The organism is Bradyrhizobium sp. B117 (assembly GCF_038969555.1).
Classification (GTDB): domain Bacteria; phylum Pseudomonadota; class Alphaproteobacteria; order Rhizobiales; family Xanthobacteraceae; genus Bradyrhizobium.
The window spans coordinates 6,611,667-6,634,458 of record NZ_CP152414.1 but is presented as its reverse complement, the minus strand read 5'-3'; the positions used below and the strand labels follow the sequence as shown (position 1 = coordinate 6,634,458).

Annotated in this window: 21 protein-coding genes; 10 read left to right on the top strand and 11 right to left on the bottom strand. The window is 65.3% G+C overall.

Annotated elements, in window-relative coordinates; all coding sequences use genetic code 11:
• The first annotated feature begins 89 nt into the window (after nt 1-89).
• The 9 genes from AAFG16_RS32295 to AAFG16_RS32255 all read left to right on the top strand — a co-directional run bounded on the left by AAFG16_RS32295 (nt 90) and on the right by AAFG16_RS32255 (nt 10,893).
• On the top strand, nt 90-1,709 hold the full coding sequence (locus tag AAFG16_RS32295; RefSeq protein WP_342731785.1) for an ABC transporter substrate-binding protein: 1,620 nt from the start codon (nt 90-92) through the stop codon (nt 1,707-1,709).
• A gap of 28 nt (nt 1,710-1,737) precedes the next feature.
• The gene (locus AAFG16_RS32290; RefSeq protein WP_342731783.1) at nt 1,738-2,772 is read left to right on the top strand and encodes an ABC transporter permease; all 1,035 of its coding nucleotides are present in this window, start codon (nt 1,738-1,740) and stop codon (nt 2,770-2,772) included.
• On the top strand, nt 2,769-3,617 hold the full coding sequence (locus AAFG16_RS32285) for an ABC transporter permease (RefSeq protein ID WP_342731781.1): 849 nt from the start codon (nt 2,769-2,771) through the stop codon (nt 3,615-3,617). Before AAFG16_RS32290 ends, AAFG16_RS32285 begins: the two co-directional genes overlap by 4 nt.
• Nucleotides 3,614-5,284: an ABC transporter ATP-binding protein gene (locus AAFG16_RS32280; protein ID WP_342731779.1), complete on the top strand. Its 1,671-nt coding sequence runs from the start codon at nt 3,614-3,616 to the stop codon at nt 5,282-5,284. The genes AAFG16_RS32285 and AAFG16_RS32280 overlap by 4 nt, the downstream gene beginning before the upstream one ends.
• A gap of 141 nt (nt 5,285-5,425) precedes the next feature.
• On the top strand, nt 5,426-7,027 hold the full coding sequence (locus AAFG16_RS32275; RefSeq protein WP_342731777.1) for an ABC transporter substrate-binding protein: 1,602 nt from the start codon (nt 5,426-5,428) through the stop codon (nt 7,025-7,027).
• Nucleotides 7,028-7,044: 17 nt separating this feature from the next.
• A complete protein-coding gene (locus AAFG16_RS32270; RefSeq protein WP_027558991.1) occupies nt 7,045-7,986 on the top strand; it encodes an ABC transporter permease in 942 nt (313 codons plus the stop codon).
• Nucleotides 7,983-8,906, top strand: coding sequence for an ABC transporter permease (locus AAFG16_RS32265; protein WP_342731775.1), 924 nt, complete (start codon nt 7,983-7,985; stop codon nt 8,904-8,906). The genes AAFG16_RS32270 and AAFG16_RS32265 overlap by 4 nt, the downstream gene beginning before the upstream one ends.
• 14 nt (nt 8,907-8,920) lie before the next feature.
• Entirely contained in the window at nt 8,921-9,910 is a 990-nt protein-coding gene (locus AAFG16_RS32260; protein WP_027558993.1) for an ABC transporter ATP-binding protein, read from the top strand.
• Nucleotides 9,907-10,893 (top strand): oligopeptide/dipeptide ABC transporter ATP-binding protein, encoded by a 987-nt coding sequence (locus tag AAFG16_RS32255; protein ID WP_283080504.1) that lies wholly within the window; start codon nt 9,907-9,909, stop codon nt 10,891-10,893. Before AAFG16_RS32260 ends, AAFG16_RS32255 begins: the two co-directional genes overlap by 4 nt.
• Here AAFG16_RS32255 and AAFG16_RS32250 read toward each other — a convergent pair.
• From AAFG16_RS32250 to AAFG16_RS32200, 11 genes are all read right to left on the bottom strand, one after another.
• On the bottom strand, nt 10,890-11,177 hold the full coding sequence (locus AAFG16_RS32250; protein WP_194407330.1) for a YciI family protein: 288 nt from the start codon (nt 11,175-11,177) through the stop codon (nt 10,890-10,892). The genes AAFG16_RS32255 and AAFG16_RS32250 overlap by 4 nt on opposite strands.
• Before the next feature lie 62 nt (nt 11,178-11,239).
• Nucleotides 11,240-12,226, bottom strand: a complete 987-nt coding sequence (locus AAFG16_RS32245) for a sugar ABC transporter substrate-binding protein (protein WP_342731762.1) — start codon at nt 12,224-12,226, stop codon at nt 11,240-11,242.
• Nucleotides 12,227-12,261: 35 nt separating this feature from the next.
• On the bottom strand, nt 12,262-13,239 hold the full coding sequence (locus tag AAFG16_RS32240; RefSeq protein WP_342731760.1) for an ABC transporter permease: 978 nt from the start codon (nt 13,237-13,239) through the stop codon (nt 12,262-12,264).
• Entirely contained in the window at nt 13,236-14,186 is a 951-nt protein-coding gene (locus tag AAFG16_RS32235) for an ABC transporter permease (protein ID WP_283080500.1), read from the bottom strand. Before AAFG16_RS32235 ends, AAFG16_RS32240 begins: the two co-directional genes overlap by 4 nt.
• The gene (locus AAFG16_RS32230) at nt 14,179-15,702 is read right to left on the bottom strand and encodes a sugar ABC transporter ATP-binding protein (protein ID WP_342731757.1); all 1,524 of its coding nucleotides are present in this window, start codon (nt 15,700-15,702) and stop codon (nt 14,179-14,181) included. Before AAFG16_RS32230 ends, AAFG16_RS32235 begins: the two co-directional genes overlap by 8 nt.
• Complete coding sequence (locus tag AAFG16_RS32225; protein ID WP_342731755.1) at nt 15,699-17,093, bottom strand: FAD-linked oxidase C-terminal domain-containing protein; 1,395 nt, start codon at nt 17,091-17,093, stop codon at nt 15,699-15,701. The genes AAFG16_RS32230 and AAFG16_RS32225 overlap by 4 nt, the downstream gene beginning before the upstream one ends.
• A 63-nt stretch (nt 17,094-17,156) precedes the next feature.
• Entirely contained in the window at nt 17,157-18,041 is an 885-nt protein-coding gene (locus AAFG16_RS32220; protein ID WP_342731753.1) for an intradiol ring-cleavage dioxygenase, read from the bottom strand.
• A gap of 14 nt (nt 18,042-18,055) precedes the next feature.
• Nucleotides 18,056-18,958 (bottom strand): NAD(P)-dependent oxidoreductase, encoded by a 903-nt coding sequence (locus AAFG16_RS32215; RefSeq protein WP_342731751.1) that lies wholly within the window; start codon nt 18,956-18,958, stop codon nt 18,056-18,058.
• A gap of 21 nt (nt 18,959-18,979) precedes the next feature.
• A complete protein-coding gene (locus tag AAFG16_RS32210; protein ID WP_342731749.1) occupies nt 18,980-20,344 on the bottom strand; it encodes an amidohydrolase family protein in 1,365 nt (454 codons plus the stop codon).
• A 4-nt stretch (nt 20,345-20,348) separates the two neighbouring features.
• Nucleotides 20,349-21,428, bottom strand: coding sequence for a maleylacetate reductase (locus tag AAFG16_RS32205; protein ID WP_342731747.1), 1,080 nt, complete (start codon nt 21,426-21,428; stop codon nt 20,349-20,351).
• Nucleotides 21,425-21,748 carry a Dabb family protein gene (locus AAFG16_RS32200; protein WP_283080493.1) on the bottom strand — a complete coding sequence of 108 codons (324 nt, stop codon included), beginning with the start codon at nt 21,746-21,748 and terminating at the stop codon, nt 21,425-21,427. The genes AAFG16_RS32205 and AAFG16_RS32200 overlap by 4 nt, the downstream gene beginning before the upstream one ends.
• Before the next feature lie 107 nt (nt 21,749-21,855).
• Here AAFG16_RS32200 and AAFG16_RS32195 point away from each other — a divergent pair, with 107 nt between their 5' ends.
• Nucleotides 21,856-22,779: a LysR family transcriptional regulator gene (locus AAFG16_RS32195; protein WP_235547646.1), complete on the top strand. Its 924-nt coding sequence runs from the start codon at nt 21,856-21,858 to the stop codon at nt 22,777-22,779.
• Nucleotides 22,780-22,792: the final 13 nt, after the last annotated feature.

The following is a 22,792-nucleotide window of genomic DNA, read 5'->3' as shown; positions in this document are numbered from 1 at the left end:
ACGAAGCGCCTCTGCGAGACTGGCGCGCAATTTGCTTCTTTCTTAACCTGCCTTGCTGGCGTTCTCGTTCGAAATTCAGGGAAAAACCAATGCGTTTTGTGTCTTTCAGGCCCGCGGCCTGCGTTCTCGCCACCGCTGCGCTGTTGCTCGTCGCCACTGCGCCGTCGCAAGCGCAAACCAGGGCGGAGACGCTGCGTTATGTGACCGGCGCATCGGTCAACACGCTCGATCCCAACATTCCCGGCTCGACCCGCGAGTCCTTCGCGCTGAGCATGAGCACCTATGACCGGCTGGTCGCGTTCGGCCGCAAGCAGCTCAACGGCAAATGGGTGTTCGATCTCGATACGATCACGGGCGAGCTCGCCGAATCCTACGAGGTCAGTCCGGACGGGCTGAAGCTCACCTTCCGCCTGCGCAAGGACGCAAAATTCCAGGACGGCTCGCCGGTCACCGCCGAGGACGTCAAATGGTCGCTCGATCGCTGCGTCACGGCGCCGATCCTCGGCAAGGCGCAATTGCTGACAGGCTCGTTGACGTCGGCCGACCAGTTCAAGGTGATCGATCCGCTGACGATCGAGGTGACGCTGCCAAAACCGGACAAGCTCGCGCTGCCCAATCTCGCCACCGTTTACCCGATGATCATCAACTCGAAAGTGGCAAAGGAGCACGCGACGGCGGATGATCCCTGGGCCACCGCCTGGCTGAAGGAGCACACCGCCGGCAGCGGCGCCTATGTGCTCGAGACGTTCAAGCCGGGCGAGCAGGCCATCATCAAGCGCAACGAGGCCTGGAACCGCGGCTCGCCCAGCAAGCCGGCCTACTTCAAGCGCGTCATCATCCAGTCAGTGCCGGAGCCGGCCACCCGTGCCAACCTGGTCGAGCGCGGCGACGCCGATCTCGTCGTCGATCTCCAGGCCAGTGACGTGCAGGCGCTCGAGGCCAAGGGCAAGCTCAAGGTGATCTCGACACCGCAATACAATTCGATCACCTTCGTCTCGATGAACAACCAGATCCCGCCCTTCGACAACGTCAATGTCCGCCGCGCCATCGCCTTCGCGCTGCCCTATGACGACATGTTCAAGGCGGCGCTGTTCGGCCGCGGCGCGCCGCTGTTCGGCGCGAGCTGGCCGGACGGCAAGCCGCTGAACGGTATCTACCCGTTCCAGCAACCGGTGAAGATCGATCTCGACAAGGCGCGGGAATATCTCAAGGCCGCCGGCCTGCCTGAGGGATTCTCGACAACGTTCAGCTTCAATGTCGGCCAGGCCTCGACCGCGGAGCCGATGGCGGCGCTGGTCAAGGAGTCGCTCGGCAAGATCGGGATCAAGGTCGACATCCAGAAGCTGCCGGATGCGCAGATGTCGACGCAGATCAACGAGAAGAAGCTGCCCTTCTTCACCGAGGGCATCGTCGCCTGGCTGCCGTCGACCGATTATTTCTACCGCAACTTCTACACCGGCAATCAGCGCTGGAACTATAGCTCGATCAACAATCCCGAACTGGCCGCGATCGCGCAGGAGGCACGCTTCGAGCCGGATAAGGCCAAATACGAAGAAGACGGCCGCAAGCTCAATGCGATGCATGCCGACCTGATGCCGCAGGTCATGCTGTGGCAGCCGAACCAGGACGCGGTGATGGCAGCTTCGATCGAGGGCTATACCTACGAGTTCCACCGGCAAGTCGACTATCGCGACGTCAGCCGCAAGTGACATGCACAGCCAAGAGGGGCTTTGAGAGGTGATGACGGGTTTTGGCACTACGATGGTGCGAGCGGGCAGGCGGCTCTTGTCGTCGCTCCCGGCGCTGTTCGGCGTGCTGGTCTTCACCTTCCTTCTGATGCGGGTCCTGCCCGGCGACCCCGCGGTGTTCTTCGCCTCTGGGCCCAACGCCGGCAAGGAGGAGATCGAGCAGATCCGCAAGCAGATGGGATTGGACAAGTCGGTGCCGGAGCAGCTCGTGTTCTATCTCTCCGACATCGGCCACGGCAATCTCGGCCGCTCCATGATGACCGGACAACCCGTGCTGAAGGATCTGCGCGAGCGGTTGCCGGCCTCGCTGGAGCTCACTTTCACCGCGCTGCTGATCGCGCTGATCGCGGCGGTGCCGCTCGGCGTCATCGCGGCGCTGCGGCCGGGGTCGGTGGTCGATCACGGCGTGCGGCTGTTCTGCGCGCTCGGCGTCTGCGTGCCCACTTTCGTGTCGGGCCTTCTGCTCATCTACGTCTTCTACTATCTGCTCGGACTTGCGCCCGATCCCACAGGGCGGATCGACGTCTTCACCTCGCTGCCGCCGCAGCGCACCGGGTTCCTGATGGTCGATTTCCTGCTTGCCGGCGACTTCGAGGGCTGGTGGACGGCCGCCAGGCAATTGATCCTGCCGGCGGTGAGCATGGCGCTGTTCGTGATCGCGCCATTGGCGCGGATCACCCGCGCCTCGATGCTGGTCTCGCTCGGTAGCGATTTCGTGCGCACCGCGCGCTCGGTCGGATTGTCCTGGCGCAAGGTGGTCGTGACCTACGCGCTGCGCAATGCGATCCTGCCGGTCATCACCATTGCAGGCATCGTGTTCTCGACCATGCTCGGCGCCAATGTGCTGGTGGAGAAAGTGTTCTCCTGGCCGGGCGTCGCCTCCTATGCGCTCGATGCGCTGCTGTCGTCTGACTACGCGCCGGTGCAGGGTTTCGTGCTGCTGATGGCCAGCCTGTTCGTGCTGGTCAATCTCGTGGTCGACATCTGCTACGGCATCGCCGATCCCAGGGTGTCGATCGAATGACCAGTGCAACGCTCCGCCATTCGGTCTGGATCCTGCGCGGCAATCCGCTCACGGCCGTTGCCGCGAGCGGCGTCCTGGTGTTCGTCCTGCTCGCGATCTTCGGTCCCTGGATCGTGCCCTATGATCCCGTGGTCTCCAATGTCTCGGAAGCTTTGCAGCCGCCGAGCGCGGCCCATCTTGCCGGCACCGACCAGCTCGGCCGCGACGTCTTCAGCCGTCTCATCATCGCCGCGCGGCTCGATCTGGCCATTGCGGTGTCCGCGGTCGGCATCTCCTTCGCGATCGGCGCCGTGGTCGGCTCGTTCTGCGGCTATGCCGGCGGCAAGCTTGATCGCGGCGTCGGCCGCTTCGTCGACGTGATGATGGCCTTTCCGCTGTTCGTGCTGGCGATGGCGATGGTCGCAGCGCTCGGCAACCGGATCGAGAACATCGTGATCGCGACCGCGATCATCAATCTTCCCTTCTACATCCGCTTCGCGCGGGCCGAGGTCAACGTCCGCCGCAATGTCGGCTGGGTCGAGGCCGCGCGCGCCTGCGGCGAGAGCCATTTCTCGGTGGTGCTGCGCTTCCTGCTGCCGAACATCCTGCCGGCGATGGCGGTGCAGATCTCGCTCAATCTCGGCTGGGCCATCCTCAATGCGGCCGGCCTGTCCTTCATCGGCCTCGGCGTCAAGCCGCCGACGCCGGAATGGGGCATCATGGTCGCGGAGGGCGCGCGCTTCATTTCGACCGGGCGTTGGTGGCTGGTGGCTTTTCCGGGCCTCGCGCTGATGATGGCCGTGCTGTGCTTCAATCTCCTCGGCGACGGGATGCGGGACATCCTCGATCCCCGGATGCGCACATGAGCGAAGAACTGCTCAGGATCGATGACCTCCACGTCACGTTCTCGACGCGGCGCGGCATGGTCGAGGCCGTGCGCGGTGTCTCGCTGATGGTCGAAAAGGGCGAGATGCTCGGCCTCGTCGGCGAGAGCGGCTCAGGCAAATCGGTGACGGGCTTCGCAACCACGCGGCTGCTCGACGCCGCAGGTCGCGTCACCGGCGGCAAGATCCTGTTTCGCGGGCAGGACGTCACAAAGCTCAGGGGCGATGATCTCCGTCAGCTCCAGGGCGCGGCGATGTCGATGATCTTCCAGAATCCGCGGGCGGCGCTCAATCCCATCCGCGCGATCGGCCTGCAGATCGCGGATGCGATCCTCACCCACAAACGGATCTCGAAGGACGCCGCGCGCACCGAGGCGCTGGAGTTGCTGCGCGCGGTCCAGATCCGCGATCCCGAAAAGCGGATGAACGCCTATCCGCACGAGCTCTCGGGCGGCATGTGCCAGCGCGTGATGATCGCCATCGCGATCTCCTGCAATCCCGCGCTCCTGATCGCGGACGAGCCGACCACGGGCCTCGACGTCACCACCCAGAAGGTGGTGATGGACCTGCTCGCAGACATCGCCGCCGCGCGCGGCATGGCGACGATCCTGATCACGCACGATCTTGGCCTTGCGGCGCGCTATTGCCGCCGCATCGCCGTGATGGAGCGTGGCCGCATCGTCGAGGAAGCGAGCCCGAAGACCCTCTTCACCGCGCCGCAGCATGCCTATACCAGGCGCCTCGTCGCGGCATCGCCAACCGCGACCTCCCGGATCGAAGACCTCGTGACGGTGGAGGAGCGGGAGCAGTACGCTTCCGTCGTCAGCAAGCCCAGACCGGAGTTGCCGCACGGGACGCCGCCGCTGCTCGATGTACGGAAACTTGCAAAACGGTTCGACCAGGGCTCCGCCGCGGTCGCCGACTTCTCGATGACGATGGCCGGCGGCGAGAGCGTCGGGCTCGTCGGCGAGTCCGGCTCCGGCAAGAGCACGACATCGCGGATGATTTGCCGGCTGATCGATCCGAGCGAAGGCGACATCGTGTTCGACGGGCAGTCGATCGGCCACGTCGCCTCGCGCGACTTCCACCGTTCTTCCCTGCGCAAAGACATCCAGATGGTGTTCCAGGACCCGAACGAGAGCCTGAACCCGCGTTTTACGGCGTTCGACTGCATCGCCCATCCCCTGATGCGGCTCGATGGCATGCGCGCCGGCGATGCGCTGCGCAAGCGGGTGGAGGAATGTGCGGTGCGGGTCGGATTGCCGCTCGATCTCTTGCCGCGCTTTCCGCACCAACTCTCGGGCGGCCAGAAGGCGCGTGTCGGGATCGCGCGCGCCATCGCCTGCCGACCGCGTCTCCTGGTGCTGGACGAGCCGACCGCCGCGCTTGACGTCTCGGTTCAGGCGGTGGTGCTGCAACTGCTCGATCGCCTCAGGCGCGAGAACGACATCGCGCTGCTGTTCGTCAGCCACGATCTCAACGTGGTGCGCATGCTGTGCGACCGCACCATCGTGCTGCGCAATGGCGGCATCGTGGAGCAAGGCGAGAGCCGGGCGCTGTTCGATAATCCAAAGACGGACTACACTCGCAAGTTGGTCGAGGCGATCCCGCATAGCGAGACCGGCAAGGTGCTGGCGGCCGCCCTTTGAGGCTCGGACCGTCCCAAATGGCGGTGAGATCCTGCTGGCGAAGGGGCATTTAGTGGCATACCATTTGCTTGCAAATGGGCTCGGTTTGACTTGCCCTTGGCCAATGAAAAGCTGGCATCACGGCATTATCGGGAGGACTTCATGGATCGCAGGACCGTATTGAAGGGACTGGCTGGCGCAGGCGGTCTGGCATTGACGGGCCTGTCGGCCCCGGCCATCGCCCAGGGCGCCGCGGCGCGCACGCTGCGCTTCGTGCCCCAGGCCAATCTCGCCAATTTCGACCCGATCTGGGGCACGCAATATGTCGTGCGCAATGCCGCCGCGCTGGTCTGGGACACGCTCTACGGCGTCGATGCACAGCTTCAGCCGCAGCGCCAGATGATCGAGTCCGAGGAGACCACCGACGACGGCAAGACCTGGACCTTCAAGCTGCGCCCGGGTCTCAAGTTCCACGACGGCGAGCCGGTGCTGGCCAAGGACGTCGTCGCGAGCCTGGCGCGCTGGGCCGCGCGCGATCCAATGGGCCTGATGATCATCGCGACCCAGCAGGAACTGACGGCTGTCGACGACCGCACCTTCAAATGGGTCTTGAAGCAGCCCTTCCCGAAAATGCTCTACGCGCTCGCCAAGAACAATGCGCCGTGCTCCTTCATCATGCCCGAGCGCATCGCGAAGACCGATCCGTTCAAGCAGATCACCGAATATGTCGGCTCCGGGCCGATGAAATTCGCCAAGAGTGAATGGGTGCCCGGCGCCAAGTCGGTGTTTGAGAAGTTCACCGATTACGTGCCGAGGCAGGAGAAGGCGTCCTGGCTCGCCGGCGGCAAGAGCATTTTGGTCGATCGCGTCGAGTGGCTGGTGATGCCGGATCCGGCCACCGCTGCCGCCGCCTTGCAGAACGGCGAAGTGGACTGGTGGGAGAACCCGATCTCCGACCTCGTGCCGGTGTTGAAGAAAAACAAGAACATCAGCGTCGATATCGGCGATCCCCTCGGCAATATCGGCTCGTTCCGGATGAACCATCTGTTCGCGCCGTTCAACGACGTGCGGGCGCGGCGGGCGGTGCTGATGGCGCTGAGCCAGGAAGACTATATGCGCGCCATCGTCGGCGACGACACCGCGCTATGGAAGACGCTGCCTGGCTTCTTCACGCCTGACACGCCGCTCTACAGCGAGCTGGGCGGCGAGATCCTCAAGGGCAAGCGCGATTTCGACGCCGCCAAGAAGCTGCTCGCCGAGAGCGGCTATTCCGGCCAGCCGGTGACCTGCCTCGTGGCGCAGGACCAGCCGATTACGAAGGCGCAAGGAGACGTCACGGCCGACCTGCTCAAGAAGCTCGGCATGAATGTCGATTTCGTCGCGACCGACTGGGGCACGGTCGGCTCGCGCCGTGCGGCGAAGACGCCGCCGGGGCAAGGCGGCTGGAACATGTTCCACAGCTGGCATGCCGGCGCCGATTGCATCAATCCGGCCGCCTACACCGCCATCCGCGCCAATGGCGAAAAGGCCTGGTTCGGCTGGCCCAACAGCCCGAATACCGAGAAGGAGATCACGGCCTGGTTCGACGCCAAGAATCTCGAGGAGGAGAAGGCCGCGATCGGGCAGGTCAACAAGGCCGCGCTCGAGGATGTCGTCTACGCGCCGACCGGCTTCTTCCTGACCTACACGGCCTGGCGCAAGAACGTCTCCGGCATCACCAAGGGGCCGCTGCCGTTCTTCTGGGGTGTGTCGAAGTCTGCATGATCGCGCGCTGAGGCCAGATGCTCTCCTACATCCTCCGTCGCATCGTCGCGACCTTGCCGGTGATGGCGATCGTCGCACTGTTCGTGTTCAGCCTGCTTTACATCGCGCCGGGTGATCCCGCCGTGGTGATCGCGGGCGACCAGGCGAGCCCGGAGGATGTGGAGCGCATCCGCCAGAGCCTCGGCCTCGACCGTCCGTTCCTGATCCAGTTCGGAAGCTGGGTCTGGCGCATCCTGCACGGCGATCTCGGCACCTCGATCTTCACCAATCTGCCGGTCTCGGCGATGATCGGGCAGCGTCTCGGACCGACGCTGTCGCTGATGATCGTCACGCTGCTGCTCACCATCGTGGTCGCTGTGCCGCTCGGCGTGGTGGCGGCATGGAAGGCCGGCAGCCTGATCGACCGCGCGATCATGGGCTTTGCCGTATTCGGCTTCTCGCTGCCGGTGTTCGTGGTCGGCTACATGCTCGCCTACATCTTCGCGCTCGAACTGGAATGGCTCCCGGTACAGGGCTACACGCCGCTCAACCAGGGCTTCTGGCCCTGGCTGGAGAACCTGATCCTGCCGGCGGTCGCGCTCGGCTGCGTCTACATCGCGCTGGTCGCGCGCATCACCCGCGCCGCCATGCTCGAAGTGTTGCAGCAGGACTATATCCGCACCGCCAAGGCCAAGGGCCTCGGGCAGGGCGGCATCCTGTTCATTCACGCGCTGAAGAACGCGGCGGTGCCGATCGTGACCGTGATCGGAATCGGCATCGCGCTGCTGATCGGCGGCGCGGTGGTCACCGAAAGCGTGTTCGCGATTCCCGGCCTCGGCCGCCTCACGATCGACGCGATCCTGCGCCGCGACTATCCGGTGATCCAGGGCATCGTGCTGCTGTTCAGCTTCGTCTACGTCCTCGTCAACCTGATGATCGACGTCATTTATACGCTCGTTGACCCGAGGATCCGCTATTGACCGACACCACCGTCAGTCCGCAATCGCTTCCACCCGGCCTCGTCCTCGCGCCGCAACTGCCGGAGATCCTGCGGCCGGTCACGATCCGGCGCGGTTTCATCGGCCTGATGCGCGGCCATCCCACCGTTGCCATCGGCGGCGCGCTGCTCTTGATGCTCGTGCTAATCGCGGTGTTCGCGCCCTATCTCGGGACGGTCGACCCGACCGCGCTTGCGCCGGCCAAGCGCACGCGGGCGCCTTCGGCCGATTTCTGGTTCGGCACCGATGTGCTCGGCCGCGACATCTATTCGCGCGTGCTGTTCGGCGCGCGGGTCTCGCTCACGGTCGGCCTGTCGGTCGCGATCTTCGCATCCGCAGCGGGTCTTGCCATCGGCATGGTCTCGGGTTTCATCCGCTGGGCCGACGGCATTTTGATGCGCTTCATGGATGGGTTGATGTCGATCCCGCCGATCCTGCTTGCGATCGCGCTGATGGCGCTGACGCGCGGCAGCGTCGGCAACGTCATTCTCGCGATCACCATCGCCGAGATCCCGCGAGTTTCCCGTCTTGTCCGTAGTGTGGTGCTGTCGCTGCGCGAGCAGCCCTATGTGGATGCCGCGGTCGCCTGCGGCACGCGCACGCCCATGATCATCCTGCGCCACATCCTGCCCAACACGGTTGCGCCGATGCTGGTGCAGGCGACCTACATCTGCGCGAGCGCCATGATCACCGAGGCGATCCTGTCCTTCATCGGCGCGGGCACGCCGCCCACCATTCCGTCCTGGGGCAACATCATGGCGGAAGGTCGCGCGCTGTGGCAGGTCAAGCCTTACATCGTGTTCTTCCCGGCGGCGTTCCTGTCGGTCACCGTGCTCGCGGTGAATTTGCTCGGCGACGGCCTTCGCGATGCGCTCGATCCGCGCATGGCCAAGCGTCTCTAGATGGGCTGACCGCGATGGCGTTGCTAGAGGTCGAGAATCTGCAGACCCACTTCCGCACCCCGAGCGGCATCAACCGCGCGGTGGATGGGGTGTCCTTCCACGTCAACGAGGGCGAGACGCTGGCCATCGTCGGCGAGTCCGGCTGCGGCAAGTCGGTGACCTCGATGTCGCTGATGCGCCTGATTCCGGAGCCGCCCGGCAGAATCGCAGGCGCCATCCGCTTCGCCGGCAAGGACCTCCTCGCGCTCTCCGATCGCGAGATGCGCGCCATCCGCGGCAACGACATCTCGATGATCTTCCAGGAGCCGATGACGAGCCTCAATCCGGTGCTGACCGTCGGCCGCCAGATCCGCGAGACCTTGATGATCCATCAGGGCCTCGACAAGCAGGCCGCCGAGGCGCACGCGATCGAGATGCTGACGCTGGTCGGCATTCCCGAGCCGAAGCGGCGCGTGCGCGAATATCCGCATCAGCTCTCCGGCGGCATGCGCCAGCGTGTCATGATCGCGATTGCGCTCGCCTGCAATCCAAAACTCCTGATCGCGGATGAGCCGACCACCGCGCTCGACGTAACGATCCAGGCGCAGATCCTCAAGCTGATGCTGGATTTGAAGCGCCGGGTCGGCGCGGCCATCATCCTGATCACCCACGATCTCGGCGTCGTCGCCGAGATCGCCGAACGTGTCATGGTCATGTATGCCGGCCGCAAGGTCGAGGAGGCGCCGGTCGCCGAGCTGTTCCGCTCGCCGCGACATCCCTATACGCAAGGCCTGTTAGGTGCGGTGCCGAAGCTCGGCTCCTCGCTCGCGGGCACTGCGACGCGGCTTGCCGAGATTCCCGGACAGGTGCCTGATCTCCGCAAGCCGATCATCGGCTGCGTCTTTGCCGGCCGCTGTGCGCTCGCGACCGATCTGTGCCGGCAATATGCGCCGGGGCTGGAAGAGAAAGGTCCCCGCCACATCGCGGCCTGCCATTACGCCGCCAAGGGAGCGGTTGCGGCATGAATGTTCCGTTGCTCCAGGTCAACGACCTCAAGAAGCATTTTCCGATCAATAGGGGCTTGTTCGGACGCAAGTCCGAATTCGTCTATGCGGTCGACGGCGTGTCGTTCGAGATCGCGCGCGGCGAGACGTTGTCGCTGGTCGGCGAGTCCGGCTGTGGCAAGTCGACGGTCGGCCGCGCCATCCTGCGGCTGTTCGACATCACCGCAGGGCAGGTGATCCTCGACGGCCAGCGCATCGACGACGCCCATCCGAGCACGATGCGCCAGATGCGCCGCCGCGTGCAGGTGGTGTTCCAGGATCCGTTCTCGAGCCTCAATCCGCGCATGCGCGTGCGCGACATTCTCGCCGAGCCGATCCGTAATTTTGGTTTGGCCAAATCCGCGGAGGATCTCGAGGTCCGCGTCACCGCGCTGATGGACACGGTGCGCCTGCCGCGCGAGGCGCTGAACCGCCGGCCGCACGAATTCTCGGGCGGCCAGCGCCAGCGCATCGGCATTGCCCGGGCGCTCGCGGCCGAGCCCGAGCTGATCGTCTGCGACGAGGCGGTCTCCGCGCTCGACGTCTCGGTCAAGGCGCAGATCGTCAACCTGCTCCAGGACCTTCAGCAGAAATTCGGTCTGGCACTGCTGTTCATCAGTCATGACCTCGCCATCGTCGAGCACATGACCCACCGCGTCGCGGTGATGTATCTCGGCAAGATCGTCGAGGTGGCGCCGCGCCGCGAGATCTTTGCCGCGCCAAAACATCCCTATACGAGGGCGCTGCTCTCCGCGGTGCCGCTGCCCGAGCCCGGCGCGAAGCGCAATCCCATCATCCTCGGCGGCGACGTGCCGAGCCCGATCAATCCGCCGAAGGGATGCCGTTTCCACACCCGCTGCCCGCTCGTCTTCGACCGCTGCCGCGTCGAGGAGCCGACGCTGCGCGCGACCGGACCAGCGCAGTGGGCGGCATGTCACCTTGCGGAGGAAGTGGAGGGGCTTTAGCCCTGCCGGCGCAGGAAGCCGGTGATCGTGACCTTTTCCCAGATGCCCGCCGCAGCAAAGGGATCGGCACGGTTGAAGGCTTCGACCTCGCTGCGGCCCGGTGCCTCGATCAGGAACAGGCTGCCGATCATGGTCTGGCCATCGTCGGACACCAGCGGTCCCGACATCACGATCTTGACGCCGAAGCGCGAGGTGTCGCTCAGGAAGGCCTTGTGCGCGTCGTAGTTGGCGAGGCGGGTCGGCAGCGCGCCGGCGCGATCGACGGCGTGGATGGCGAACAGCATGGTGTCTCCGTGTTCTCAGGACGGCCGCCAGGCGGCCGTCCGTATTTGCGGTGATTGGTTGTCTACTTGGCGCCGAGCTTGCCGGCGTCCTCGAAGGTCGGGCAGGTGCGCTGCTCCAGCGGCAGGTCGAATGGCTGGTAGTTGTCCTTGGTGATCACGGTCGGCTTCAGCACGATCTCGCTGATGACCGGCTGCCCGCGCAGCGAGCGCACCGCCATCATGGTGCCGAGGCAGCCTTGGGCAAAGCCGTTGTAGTCGCCGCTGGCAAGCAGCTTGCCGGACTTGATCGCGTCGATCGCCTCCTTGGTGCCGTTGATGCCGATCACCTGCGCCTTGCGATTGGCACCGTCGAGCGCCTCGATCGCGCCGACCGCCATGGCGTCGTTGGCCGCCAGCACGCCGTCGATCTGCGAATTCGACTGCATCAGATTCTCCATCACCTGGAGCGCCTGGAGCCGCTGGTAATTGCCGGGCTGCGAGGCCAGGAGCTTGGCGCCTGGGGCCTCCCTCAGCGCGTCGTTGAAGCCGCGGACGCGGTCGACATTGGTCAGCGAGCCCTTGACGCCCTCGATGATGACGATGTTGCCCTTGCCGCCCAGCGTCTTCAGCAGGAAGCGTGCGGTCTCGAGCCCAAGGCTGTAATCGTCGGCGCCGACGAAGGACAGGAACTTGCCGCCCGCCGAGCGGTCGGTGATGTTGACGACCGGGATTTTTGCTTCGTTGATCTTCTCGACGCCCGGCACCATCGCCTTGTAGTCGACCGGCGTGAACACGATCGCGCTCGGCTTCTTCACCACGACGTCCTCGATCTGGCTGAGCTGCTCGGGGATCGAGTCGGGCTTGGTCGGGATGTATTGCAGCGTTTTCGCGTTCAGCGACTTCGCCATGTTGTCGGCGCCGACGCGTACCGTCTGGAAGAACGGGTTGGTCTGGTTCTTGGTGAAGACGGCAATGGTCTCGCCATCGGCGCGCGCCCCAGTCGTGAACGCGGCCGCCATCAGCAGCGTCAGCGCAAAGGAACACGTCGAGTAGCCCAATGTCAGTTTCATAGTGCCTCCATCCCTCATTTTTGGATTTCTAGAACTCATTGCGCGCGGCGGCGGGTCTTCATGTCGAGCCAGACCGCGAGAATGACGATGATGCCCGTCACCAGCGGCTGCCAGTTGGCGCTGACCGACAGCAAGTTCATGCCGTTCAGCACCAGCGTCAGGATCAGCGCGCCGATGAAGGTGCCGAACACCGTGCCGACACCGCCGAACAGCGAGGTGCCGCCGATCAGCACGGCGGCGATCGCCGGCAGCGTCAGGCTCTCGCCGATGTCGGCCTCGGCCGAATTGAGCCGCGACAGGAAGATGATCGAGGCGAGCCCGGCCATGGTGCCGGAGACCGCGTAGACCAGCAGCAGGCGGCGCGCGACGGGAATGCCCGAGAGGCGGGCTGCGACCGGATTGGCGCCGATCGCATAGATCTCCTGGCCCCAGATCGTCCGCTGCGCAAACAGCGTCCCGATCCCGAGGAACACCAGCAGCAGATAGACCGGGATCGGCAGGCCGAACAGATAGCCGCTGCCGATCTGGCGGAAGCCCGCGGGGAAGCCGTGCAGGGTCTCGCCCGCCATGTACCAATAGGTGAGGCCGTTCAGCACCCAGAGCATGCCGTAGGTGGCGATGAAGGAGGGGATGCGCAGCGCGGTGACCATGATGCCGTTGAGGAGCCCGACGATGCCGCCGCAGGCAAGGCCGGTGAGGATGCCGAGTGCCGGCGAGCCGGTCTTGTGAATCACGGTGCCGGCGATGCAGGCCGACAGCGCGACATTGGCGCCGACGGACAGGTCGAGGCCTGCCGTGAGCACCACCAGCGTCAGGCCGGAGGCGATGAAGAAGGTCAGGCTCGCCTGCCGGAGCACATTGAGGATGTTGCCGAGGCTCAGGAAGGAATCGCTGAGCACGGCAAGCACCGCGCAGATCAGGAGCGCCGCGAGCAGGCGATAGAACAGCTGGATCGCGTCCTGCGACAGTAACGAGCGGGGCGGCATCATCGCCTCTTTGGTGATGTCGGTCATGCGCGGCTCCTGAGGCCGTCGAGGAACAGGGCAACGATGACGAGGACGCCGACGCTTGCGACCTGCACCGAGGACGGCAGCGAGATCAGGTTCAGCCCGTTGCGCAGCACCCCGACGGAGAGGACCCCGAGCAGGGTGCCGAGCAGCCAGCCATTGCCGCGCTCGAACGAGGTGCCGCCGACCGCGACGGCGGCGATGGCATCGAATTCGAGGCCAAGGCCGGCGGTCGGGTGGCCGGAATTCATCCGCGCGGTCATCAACAGGCCCGCGATGCCGGCCATGGCGCCGCCGATCGCGTAGACCACGATCAGCAGCTTGTTCGGCGAGAGGCCGGCATAGCGCAGCGCCTCGCGATTGCCGCCGAGCGCGAAGATGTAGGTGCCGAAGCGGGTGTGATAGAGCAGGCCGTGGAACGCCGCGTAAGTCACCAGCGCCATCACGATGGGCACGGGAATGCCGAGCAGCGTCGCCGAATAGATGTCGCGCACGCTGTGGGGGATGCCGACCACGCTCTGGCCGTCGCTGACGATCAGCGACAGGCCCTGCGCCATGCCGAGCGTGCCCAGCGTTGCGACGAAGGGCGGGATGCCGAGGATTGCGATCAGCCAGCCGTTGGCAACGCCGAAGGCCGTGCCGACGAGCAGGCCGGCGCCAAGGCCGAGCAGCATCGACTTGGTCGCGAGCGAGACAATCGCAACGCAAAGCGAGGTCAGCGTCAGCACGGCGCCCATCGACAGGTCCAGGCCCTCGGTCATGATGATCAAGGTCATCGGCAGCGCGAGCATGGTCAGGATGGTCGACTGCACCAGCACGTTGGAGAGGTTGGCGGCCGACAGGAAGCCGGGCGCGATGGCGCTGAACAGCGCGATCAGCAGCACCAGCACGATGGCAACGCCGGGAATCCGCTGCAGTGGATTGGGTTGAGAAACGACCGCGGCTTCACGCATGATGCATCCCCAGTCGCACGATGTTCTCCTCGGTCAGTTCGTTGCGGGTCAGATGCCCGGCGATGCGCCCCTCGCGCATCACATAGGCGCGGTCGCAGACATGGCAGATCTCGACCTGCTCGGAGGAGATCATGAGTGCTGCGGCGCCTTCGGCCACCAGGCGGTCGATGAGGGCGAAGATTTCAGACTTGGCGCCGATGTCGATGCCGCGCGTCGGCTCGTCGAAGATGAACAGCTTCGAGCCGGCCGCCAGCCATTTTCCGATCACGACCTTCTGCTGATTGCCGCCGGAGAGTAGGCCGACGGTCTGTCGCGCGCTGGGCGTCGCGATGCGCAGCTGACGGATCAGACCGTCGGAGGTGCGCTGCGCGCTGCGCTGGTCGAACAGGCCGCTCGGGAACAGTTTTTTCAGCGCCGACACGACGAGATTGTCGGCGACCGAGCGCAGTAGCGCGAGGCCTTCGCTCTTGCGGCTCTCCGGGATCAGCGCGATGCCGCGACGGGCGGCGAGGTCAGGCTCGCCGGAAATGCTCTTGCCGTCGAAGATGATCTCGCCTGACGTCACGGGATCGGCACCGAAGATGGCGCGCGCGACCTCGCTGCGGCCGGAGCCGACCAGCCCGCACAGGCCGACGATCTCGCCCCGGCGCACCTCGATGTTGATGTCGGAGATGCCGGTCGCCGCCGAGAGGCCCTTCACCTGAAGCAGAAGCTCGCCGGGCTTGCCGGCAAAATTGCGCGGATAGGTCATGTCGACGTTGCGGCCGACCATCATGCGCACGAGCTGGTCCGGCGTGACGTCGGCGGGCTTGACGCCGTCGATGCGGCGGCCATCGCGCAGCACGGTGATGCGGTCGCCGAGCGCGAACACCTCGGCCATGCGGTGGGAGATGTAGACGATCGAGACGCCGTCGGCCTTCAGCCGTGCGATCAGCGCAAACAATAACTCGGTCTCTCGATCGGACAGCGCCGCGGTCGGCTCGTCCATGACGAGGATGCGGGCGTTCTGGCTGATCGCTTTCGCGATCTCGACCATCTGCTGCTGTGCGACGCCGAGCTTGTCGACGGTGGTGGAGGGATCGATATCGAAGCCGATCGTGTCGAGCACGCGCTTGGCGTCTGCCAGGATCCTGCGGCGATCGATGGTGCCGGGGATGCGGCCCTTCGGCTCGCGGCCGAGGAAGATGTTCTGGGCGATGTCGAGATAGGGGACCAGCGAGAATTCCTGGAAGATCACGGCAATGCCGAGCTTCTGTGCATCCGCGGTCGAGGCGATCGCGACCTTCTCGCCCTTGTGGTAGAACTCGCCGGCATCGGCGCGGTAGGCACCGCACAGCACCTTCATCAGGCTCGATTTGCCTGCGCCGTTCTCGCCCAATAACATATGGACTTCGCCAGGGTAGACGGCAAAGGACACGTCATCCAGCGCCTTGACGCCGGGAAACTCCTTGCTGATGCCGCGCAGCTCCAGCAGCGGCGTGGGCGAGGTGACCTCGATCGGGAGCGCGTCGCTCATGCCTTGGCTCCGCCTGCGAAAATCTTACCCGGGTTCATTAGTCCATTCGGATCGAGCGCGGTCTTGATCGACCGCATCACGTCGACCGCTTCGCCGAGCTCGTCGGCGAGATAATCGATCTTGCCGAGCCCGATGCCGTGCTCGCCGGTGCAGGTGCCGTCCATGGCAATGGCGCGGGCGACCATGCGGGCCTGAAGGGCCTTCGCGCCCTCGGATTCCTCTGGTTTCAAAGGATCGATCAGGATCAGCATGTGGAAATTGCCGTCGCCGACATGGCCGACGATCGGCGCCGTGAAGCCGTGCTCGTCGGCATCGCGGCGCGTCTCGGTCAGGCATTCCGCAAGCCGCGAGATTGGCACGCAGACATCGGTGATCACGGCGCGTGCGCCGGGGCGGAGGCCGAGGCCTGCATAGAGCGTGTTGTCGCGGGCGTGCCAGAGCCGGCTGCGGTCTTCGGCCGCCTTGGCCCAGGCAAAACCATGGCCGCCATTGTCGGCGGCGATCGCCTGTGCGGCCTCGGCCTGCTCGGCGACCGAGGACTCGGAGCCGTGGAATTCGAAGAACAGGGTGGGGGCCTCGCGATACCCCAGCTTGGCGTAGGCGTTGATGCCGCGCATCATGACGTCGTCGAGCAGCTCGATCCGGGCCACGGGGATCGCGGACTGGATCACGGAGATCGCGGTGTCGACGGCATCGTGCAGGGTGTCGAAGCTGCAAACCGCAGCCGAGATCGCCTGCGGCACGGGCTGCACCTTCAGCGTGATCTCGGTGATGACGCCGAGCGTGCCTTCCGCGCCGACGAACATGCGCGTCAAATCATAGCCCGCTGCAGACTTCCGTGCGCGCTTGGCGGTGCGGATGACACGGCCGTCGGCCAGCACCACCTCGAGCGCCATGACGTTGTCTTTCATGGTGCCGTAGCGCACCGCCATGGTGCCGGAGGCGCGCGTCGAGGTCATTCCGCCGATCGAGGCGTCGGCGCCGGGATCGATCGGGAAGAAAAGTCCGGTATTGCGCAGCTCCGCATTGAGCTGCTTGCGCGTGATGCCGGGCTGCACCACGACATCCATGTCGCTGTCGTGCACGCTGAGCACCTTGTTCATGCGCGCGAAGTCGAAGCAGACGCCGCCCGCGACCGCGGCCGCATTGCCTTCGAGCGAGGTGCCGGCGCCGAACGGGACGATCGGCATGCTCGCGCTAGCGCACAGCTTGACGATCTCGGCGACCTCCTGCGTCGTCTCAGGGAAGACGACGATGTCGGGCGGCAAATTGCGATAATGCGACTCGCTCTGCCCATGCTGATCGAGCACGCTGCGCGCGACGCTCGCGCGCGGGCCGATCATGCCGGTGAGGCGATCGGCCAATATGCTCGTGCTGACTCGCGGTCCCATCCCTTCGCTCCCGTCTGCTCCCTGTTGCCGGACTCTTGTCGGTCCGCTGCGTCGTCGATCGGCTTAGGCGGCTCTTGCGCTGCTCGCAACCTGCTTCAGGCCGAAATCATAATTGAGGTGAAAATACTCGCTCTCCACCATGCGACCATCCGGCGCACGGCCAGCAGGATGCTTGGCGAATTCGTGGATCAGGCTGTCCTTGACGCCGAACACCACGTCAGAGTCGAGATATTTGTCGCCGGCGACGAACACATGCGTGACGAGCTGCTCGAAGCCCGGCGCCGAGATCATGAAATGCACATGCGCGGGACGCCAGGGATGGCGGCCCTGCGCCTCCAGCATCTCGCCGACCGGGCCGTCATGCGGGATCGGATAGGCGGCCGGCTTGATCGACCAGAAATAAAAGCGGCCGCCTGCGTCGGTGTGGAAGCGCGCGCGCATCGCGAGATCGCCGATATCGTCAAGCTGCTGCACATCGTAATAGCCGTCATCGTCGGAGTGCCAGACATCGACGACGGCGCCCGCAAGCGGCTTGCCGTCGACGGTCGAGACCGAGCCGGTGACCAGCATCGGATCACCCTCCATCGGGCCGGAGATATCGGCGCCGATGTCCTTCTCCGGCGCGGCCTGGACGAAGAACGGGCCGAGCACCGTGGTCTCGGTCGCGCCTTCCGGCACCGGATGGTTGATGGCGTCGACCAGCATGGAGACGCCGAGCGTGTCCGACAGCAGGATGAACTCCTGGCGCTTGTCGTCGCACATGTGGCCGGTGCGGGTCAGGAAGTCGATGCCGTACTCCCATTCCTTCTGGGTCGGCCGCACCTCGCGGACGAAGGCGTGCAGGTGGCGCACCAGCGCTTCGCTGACCTGCTTGATCCGTGGATCGATGGCGCCCGTGATCCGCTCCAGCACCGCATCCGTGATCGTGTTCTCGTTGAAGTTACGCATGTGTATCTCCGCGATCAGAGTTTCGGTTCGCCGAGGCCGGATAGCCGCTCGAGATGCTTGACGGTCGCGATGAAATCGGTGTCGCCATCGCCCTGCGCGACCAGCGAGCCGTAGGTCTCGCGCACCTGCGCTGCGAGCTGCAGCGGCACGCCGACGGCGTGACCGGCGCCAAGGATCAAATCGAGGTCCTTGGCCATCTGCTTGCAGGAGAAAGTGGACTCGAAATCCCGCGTCCGCAGCGGCGCCGTCTTGTACTTCACCATGGGCGAGGCAACGGCGCTGTCGTCGAGCACCTTCAGGATGTCCTGCCAGGCAATGCCGCCCTTGCGCGCCAGTGCCAGGCTTTCGGCCATCATCGCCGCGGACACCGCGATCATCAGGTTGACCGAGAGCTTTGCGTAGCGCGCTTCCTCGGCGGGGCCGAGATAGGTCTGGGCGCGGGTGAAGGCGGCGAATAGCGGCTTTGCACCCTCGAAAGCGTCCTTCGGGCCGGAGACGAAGCAGGTGAGGGCGCCGGTGTGAACGATGCTGGCATTGCCGGAGACCGGCGAGCGCAGATAGGCAACGCCGCGTGCCTGCGCGGCGGCGGCGACTTCAGTAGAAGCCTCGACGCTGACGGTGCTTGTTTCGATCAGCACAGATCCGGCCGCCATCGCGGCAATGAGGCCGCTTGGGCCGAGCAGCGCGCCGCGCAAGGCGGCGTCATCGGGCAGGGAGGTGATCACCGCTGCTTTGCCGCCTACGGTCTCGGCGGGCGAAGCGGCGATAGATATGCCTTGCGTACGCGCCTCGCTGATCCGTGCCGCGCTCTGGTCGAATGCGGTGACCGCATAGCCTGCCCTGGCGACGAGAACCGACATCGGCAGACCCATCTTGCCGATCCCGATGAAAGCAACAGTCTTCGTAGCGTCTGTCATTGTTGTTGTCCGTTGGCGCCTTCAGGCGGCGCGTCCCTGTCGTTCGATGTCCTGCACCAGCCGCCGGCCGGATTGCGCCAGCAGTTCCTTCTTCGTCTCCAGCCCCTCGACCAGCAGCTTGCCGTTCCGTTTCTTCCAGGTGCCGCCGATCATGACGGCCTCGATATTGGCAAGGCTCGTCTGCATCACGACGGTCGCGACGGGATCGTGCACCGGATGGAGATTCAGATCGGAGGCGTTGATGATGACGAGGTCCGCGAGCTTGCCCGGCGTCAGTGAGCCGATCCGGTGCTCGCGGCCGAGCATGCGCGCGCCTTCCGTCGTGATCCAGCGCAGCGCCTCGCGCACCGGAATCGTGGTCGTCGCCGGAATGGTGCCGTTGACTTTTCGCGACTCCGCATTGTCGAGCGCCCGCTGCATCGACAGCGCGACGCGCGCAACGCAGAGGAGGTCGCCGGCCAGGACGGATTCGAGGTCAATGCCAATGGTCGGCCGCACACCGTGCTTCAGCAGCCGGCCGGTGATCGGAAAGCCGTGCCCCTGGATCATCTCGTTCTCCGGCGTGACCGAGAACGACACGCCGAGATTGATCATCCGATCCAGCAACTCGTCAGGCAGATCATTGCCATGGACGATGTTGATGCCCGGACCAACGAGGCCAGCCTCGATCAGCTTCTCCCAGCCGCCGGGCGTCTTGGCGGGTCCGCCCCCCTGATGCATCGAGGCGATCAGCTTCAGCTCACGTGCCAGGCGGAAATCATGTATGGCGACGTCGAGCGTCGAATAATGCGGCCCGAGGATCGCGAGCCCAAGCGTGACGAGGCCGTCGCGATCGGCGAGGGGGCCGGCCAGCAGCCGCTCGACCTCGCGGCGCGGATGCGGAACTTCCGAGAAATGCGGCTCGCCCGGTTTCGGCTCCGGCTTCGGCGAGCCGTGGAAGAAGGCGCCGCGGATGCCGCTCTCGATCAGGCCGCGCACAGCCGCGTCGGTATGATCAGGCGTCGGATTGTTGTGGCACCAATCGACCAGCGTGGTGACGCCGTGGTTGATCTGGTTCAGCGCGCCGACAAGCGTCGCGATATGGATGTCCTCGGGCCGGAACACGGTCGCAAGGCCGGCATGCATGCGGCGGAAATATTCCAGCAGCGTCCAGTTCGCGGCAAAGCCGCGCAAGCCGGTCTGCCATGTGTGCATGTGCGCGTTGATCAGGCCGGGAATGACGATGCGGCCCTTGCCGTCGACGATCTCCGTGTCGGCTGCGACCTCGATCGATGGTCGCACATCGACGATGCGGCTGCCCTCGACCAGCACGTCGCCGGTGCCGAGGTCGCCAATCGCGTCATCCATGCTGATGACGGTGGCCGATCTGATCAGGGTGCGCCGCATGGCCTCACGCCGCCGCTTTGATGGTAACGGGCGGATCGCCGGCCCAGGCGCGTGCGATCAGGTCGCGGATGGCATCGCGCTCGAGCGGGCGCGGGTTCCAGTAGGCATTGGTGACGGCGAGATCGGCCGCCTTGTCGATACCGCCTTCGGGCATGCCGACATCGCGCAGCGCCAGCTTCGCACCCAGCCGCTTGGCGAGGTCGTAGAGTCCTTGCGACGCGTCGGCAGCACCAATCGCGCGCGAGATGCGCGCCATCGCCTCGGGCACGGCAGGCGCATTGTAGGCGAGGGCATGCGGCAGCACGATGGTGTGGGTCTCCGCATGCGGCAGATCGAAGGTGCCGCCGAGCGTGTGGCAGAGCTTGTGATGCAGCGCCATGCCGACGGTGCCCAGACAAACGCCACACAGCCAGGCGCCATAGAGTGCTTCGGTCCGCGCCTCGCGATCGTCGCTTCTGGCGGCGATAGCGGGAAGGGCGCGGGCGAGCGCGCGGATGCCTTCCTCCGCCATCAATGAAGTCACGGGATTGGTATCGCGGGCGTACAGCGCTTCCACGGCATGCGCGATGGCGTTGATGCCTGAGGTCGCCGCGAGGCCGACCGGCAGCGTCAGGGTCAGATCGACGTCGTAGATCACCGTCTCCGGCAGTATTGCCGCATCGCGCACCGTGGTCTTCAGGCCGTTCTCGGTCTGGCCGACGATCGGCGTCATCTCCGAGCCGGCATAAGTCGTGGGGATGCAGAGCTGGTTGACGCCGGTGCGCAAGGCCAGCGCCTTGCCGAGGCCGGTGGTCGAGCCGCCGCCGAGCGAGACGACGCAATCGGCCTCGCACGCCTTCATCGCTGCGAGCGCCCGTTCCGTGACCTCGACCGGCGTATGCATGGTGGCGCCAGGAAAGATGCCGGCATAGAGCGGGCCGAGCGCGGCACCAAGACTCTTGCCCTGCGCTTCCTGCTGCGGCGTCGTCAGCACCAGCGCGCGCTTGCCGCCGAGCCGTTCGACCTCGGCTTTGGCCGAGGCCAGGGTTCCGCTGCCGAACACGACACGGCAGGGCAGGTTTTCAAAGGTGAACGAACCGATCATGCGCCGGTCCCTTTGATGGGATAATCGACCTGGAAGCGTCCGATCCGCAAGTCGCCCAGAGCCTCGCGGACGCGCAGGTGCTCCGGGTGGTTGGCATAGGCGCTGAGCGCCGCCTGGTTGGTGAACTCCGAGAACAGCACGACGTCGCAGGCGTAGTCGACCGCGCTGACGTCCACGCCGACTTCGATGTGGGTGAGGCCGTCGATCCGGCCCTTGAGGCCCTCGAACAAGGTCTTGACCTTCAGCCGGGCGGCGGAACGCTCCTCGGGGGTCTCCCCGCGCAGCCGCCACATCACGATGTGCCTGATCGGGCCCGACATTTCCTGATTTCCTCGCCTGCCATTGTGCTTTGTTGGGGTCATTTTGCCTTGCAGAAAATGGAAATAAAGGCCAATCTTCGTAAGTCTCTTTTCCTCTTTCCGCAAAAATGGACCGGCTGCTCCAACTCGAAGTCTTCTCCAAAACCGCCGAGCTCGGCAGTCTTTCCAAGGCCGCCGAAATGCTGCGGATGTCGAACGCGGCTGCCAGCCGTCATCTCAGCGCGCTGGAGGAGCGGCTCGCGGTTCGCCTGATCGAGCGCAATACGCGCCGGCAATGGCTGACCGAGGCGGGGCAGGAGCTGTTGCAGCGCTGCAGTACGCTGCTGAACGAGCTCGCCGAAGCCGAGGACGCCGTCTCCGACCGCGCGCTGTCGCCGAAGGGCATGCTGCGCGTGACGTCTTCGCTGTCCTTCGCGATGATCTATCTTGCGCCGATGCTGCCGGCCTTCCGCGCGCTCTATCCGGATCTCAGCGTGCAGATCATCAGCGCCAACCGCTATCTGGACTTCATCGAAGCAGGCATCGACGTGGCGATCCGCACGCGCGAGCACGAGCCGGATTCCAACATCGTCGTCCGCCGCATCGGCCAGATGCACCGCGTGCTCGCGGCGGCGCCGTCCTATCTGGAGAAGCACGGCCGGCCGGAGCATCCGGCCGATCTCGCCCGCCACAACATGCTGATCTACAATCTTGCCAACGACCCATATTCGCTGCGGCTGAGCAAGGGCAGCACGACGCAGACAGTGCGGATCTCGCCGACGCTCGACAGCAATGACGGCCAGATCATCTGCGGCGCGGCGCGCGCAGGGCTCGGCATCCTGATCCAGCCGCTCTACATCGTGCAGAGCGATATCGCGGCCGGCCGGCTGGTGCCCGTCCTGAGGGGCTGGGAGCTGCCGCTGCTCACCATGAACATCGCCTATCAGAACCGCGTCAGGCTGCCGGCCAAGATCAGGGTCTTTTCCGACTTCCTCGTCAGCCACATCCGCGAGCATTCGGAGCCCGGGATCTGGATCGACGCGACCAAGTGAGCGGAGAGCATCC

Coding starts and splice junctions, on each gene's coding strand:
- AAFG16_RS32260 (WP_027558993.1), top strand. CDS start 8,921: ATGGCGTTGCTAGAGGTCGAGAATCTGCAGACCCACTTCCGCACCCCG.
- AAFG16_RS32285 (WP_342731781.1), top strand. CDS start 2,769: ATGACCAGTGCAACGCTCCGCCATTCGGTCTGGATCCTGCGCGGCAAT.
- AAFG16_RS32205 (WP_342731747.1), bottom strand. CDS start 21,428: ATGATCGGTTCGTTCACCTTTGAAAACCTGCCCTGCCGTGTCGTGTTC.
- AAFG16_RS32210 (WP_342731749.1), bottom strand. CDS start 20,344: ATGCGGCGCACCCTGATCAGATCGGCCACCGTCATCAGCATGGATGAC.
- AAFG16_RS32250 (WP_194407330.1), bottom strand. CDS start 11,177: ATGCTGTTCGCCATCCACGCCGTCGATCGCGCCGGCGCGCTGCCGACC.
- AAFG16_RS32230 (WP_342731757.1), bottom strand. CDS start 15,702: ATGAGCGACGCGCTCCCGATCGAGGTCACCTCGCCCACGCCGCTGCTG.
- AAFG16_RS32280 (WP_342731779.1), top strand. CDS start 3,614: ATGAGCGAAGAACTGCTCAGGATCGATGACCTCCACGTCACGTTCTCG.
- AAFG16_RS32215 (WP_342731751.1), bottom strand. CDS start 18,958: ATGACAGACGCTACGAAGACTGTTGCTTTCATCGGGATCGGCAAGATG.
- AAFG16_RS32200 (WP_283080493.1), bottom strand. CDS start 21,748: ATGTCGGGCCCGATCAGGCACATCGTGATGTGGCGGCTGCGCGGGGAG.
- AAFG16_RS32295 (WP_342731785.1), top strand. CDS start 90: ATGCGTTTTGTGTCTTTCAGGCCCGCGGCCTGCGTTCTCGCCACCGCT.
- AAFG16_RS32275 (WP_342731777.1), top strand. CDS start 5,426: ATGGATCGCAGGACCGTATTGAAGGGACTGGCTGGCGCAGGCGGTCTG.
- AAFG16_RS32255 (WP_283080504.1), top strand. CDS start 9,907: ATGAATGTTCCGTTGCTCCAGGTCAACGACCTCAAGAAGCATTTTCCG.
- AAFG16_RS32240 (WP_342731760.1), bottom strand. CDS start 13,239: ATGACCGACATCACCAAAGAGGCGATGATGCCGCCCCGCTCGTTACTG.
- AAFG16_RS32195 (WP_235547646.1), top strand. CDS start 21,856: ATGGACCGGCTGCTCCAACTCGAAGTCTTCTCCAAAACCGCCGAGCTC.
- AAFG16_RS32225 (WP_342731755.1), bottom strand. CDS start 17,093: ATGGGACCGCGAGTCAGCACGAGCATATTGGCCGATCGCCTCACCGGC.
- AAFG16_RS32220 (WP_342731753.1), bottom strand. CDS start 18,041: ATGCGTAACTTCAACGAGAACACGATCACGGATGCGGTGCTGGAGCGG.
- AAFG16_RS32270 (WP_027558991.1), top strand. CDS start 7,045: ATGCTCTCCTACATCCTCCGTCGCATCGTCGCGACCTTGCCGGTGATG.
- AAFG16_RS32235 (WP_283080500.1), bottom strand. CDS start 14,186: ATGCGTGAAGCCGCGGTCGTTTCTCAACCCAATCCACTGCAGCGGATT.
- AAFG16_RS32245 (WP_342731762.1), bottom strand. CDS start 12,226: ATGAAACTGACATTGGGCTACTCGACGTGTTCCTTTGCGCTGACGCTG.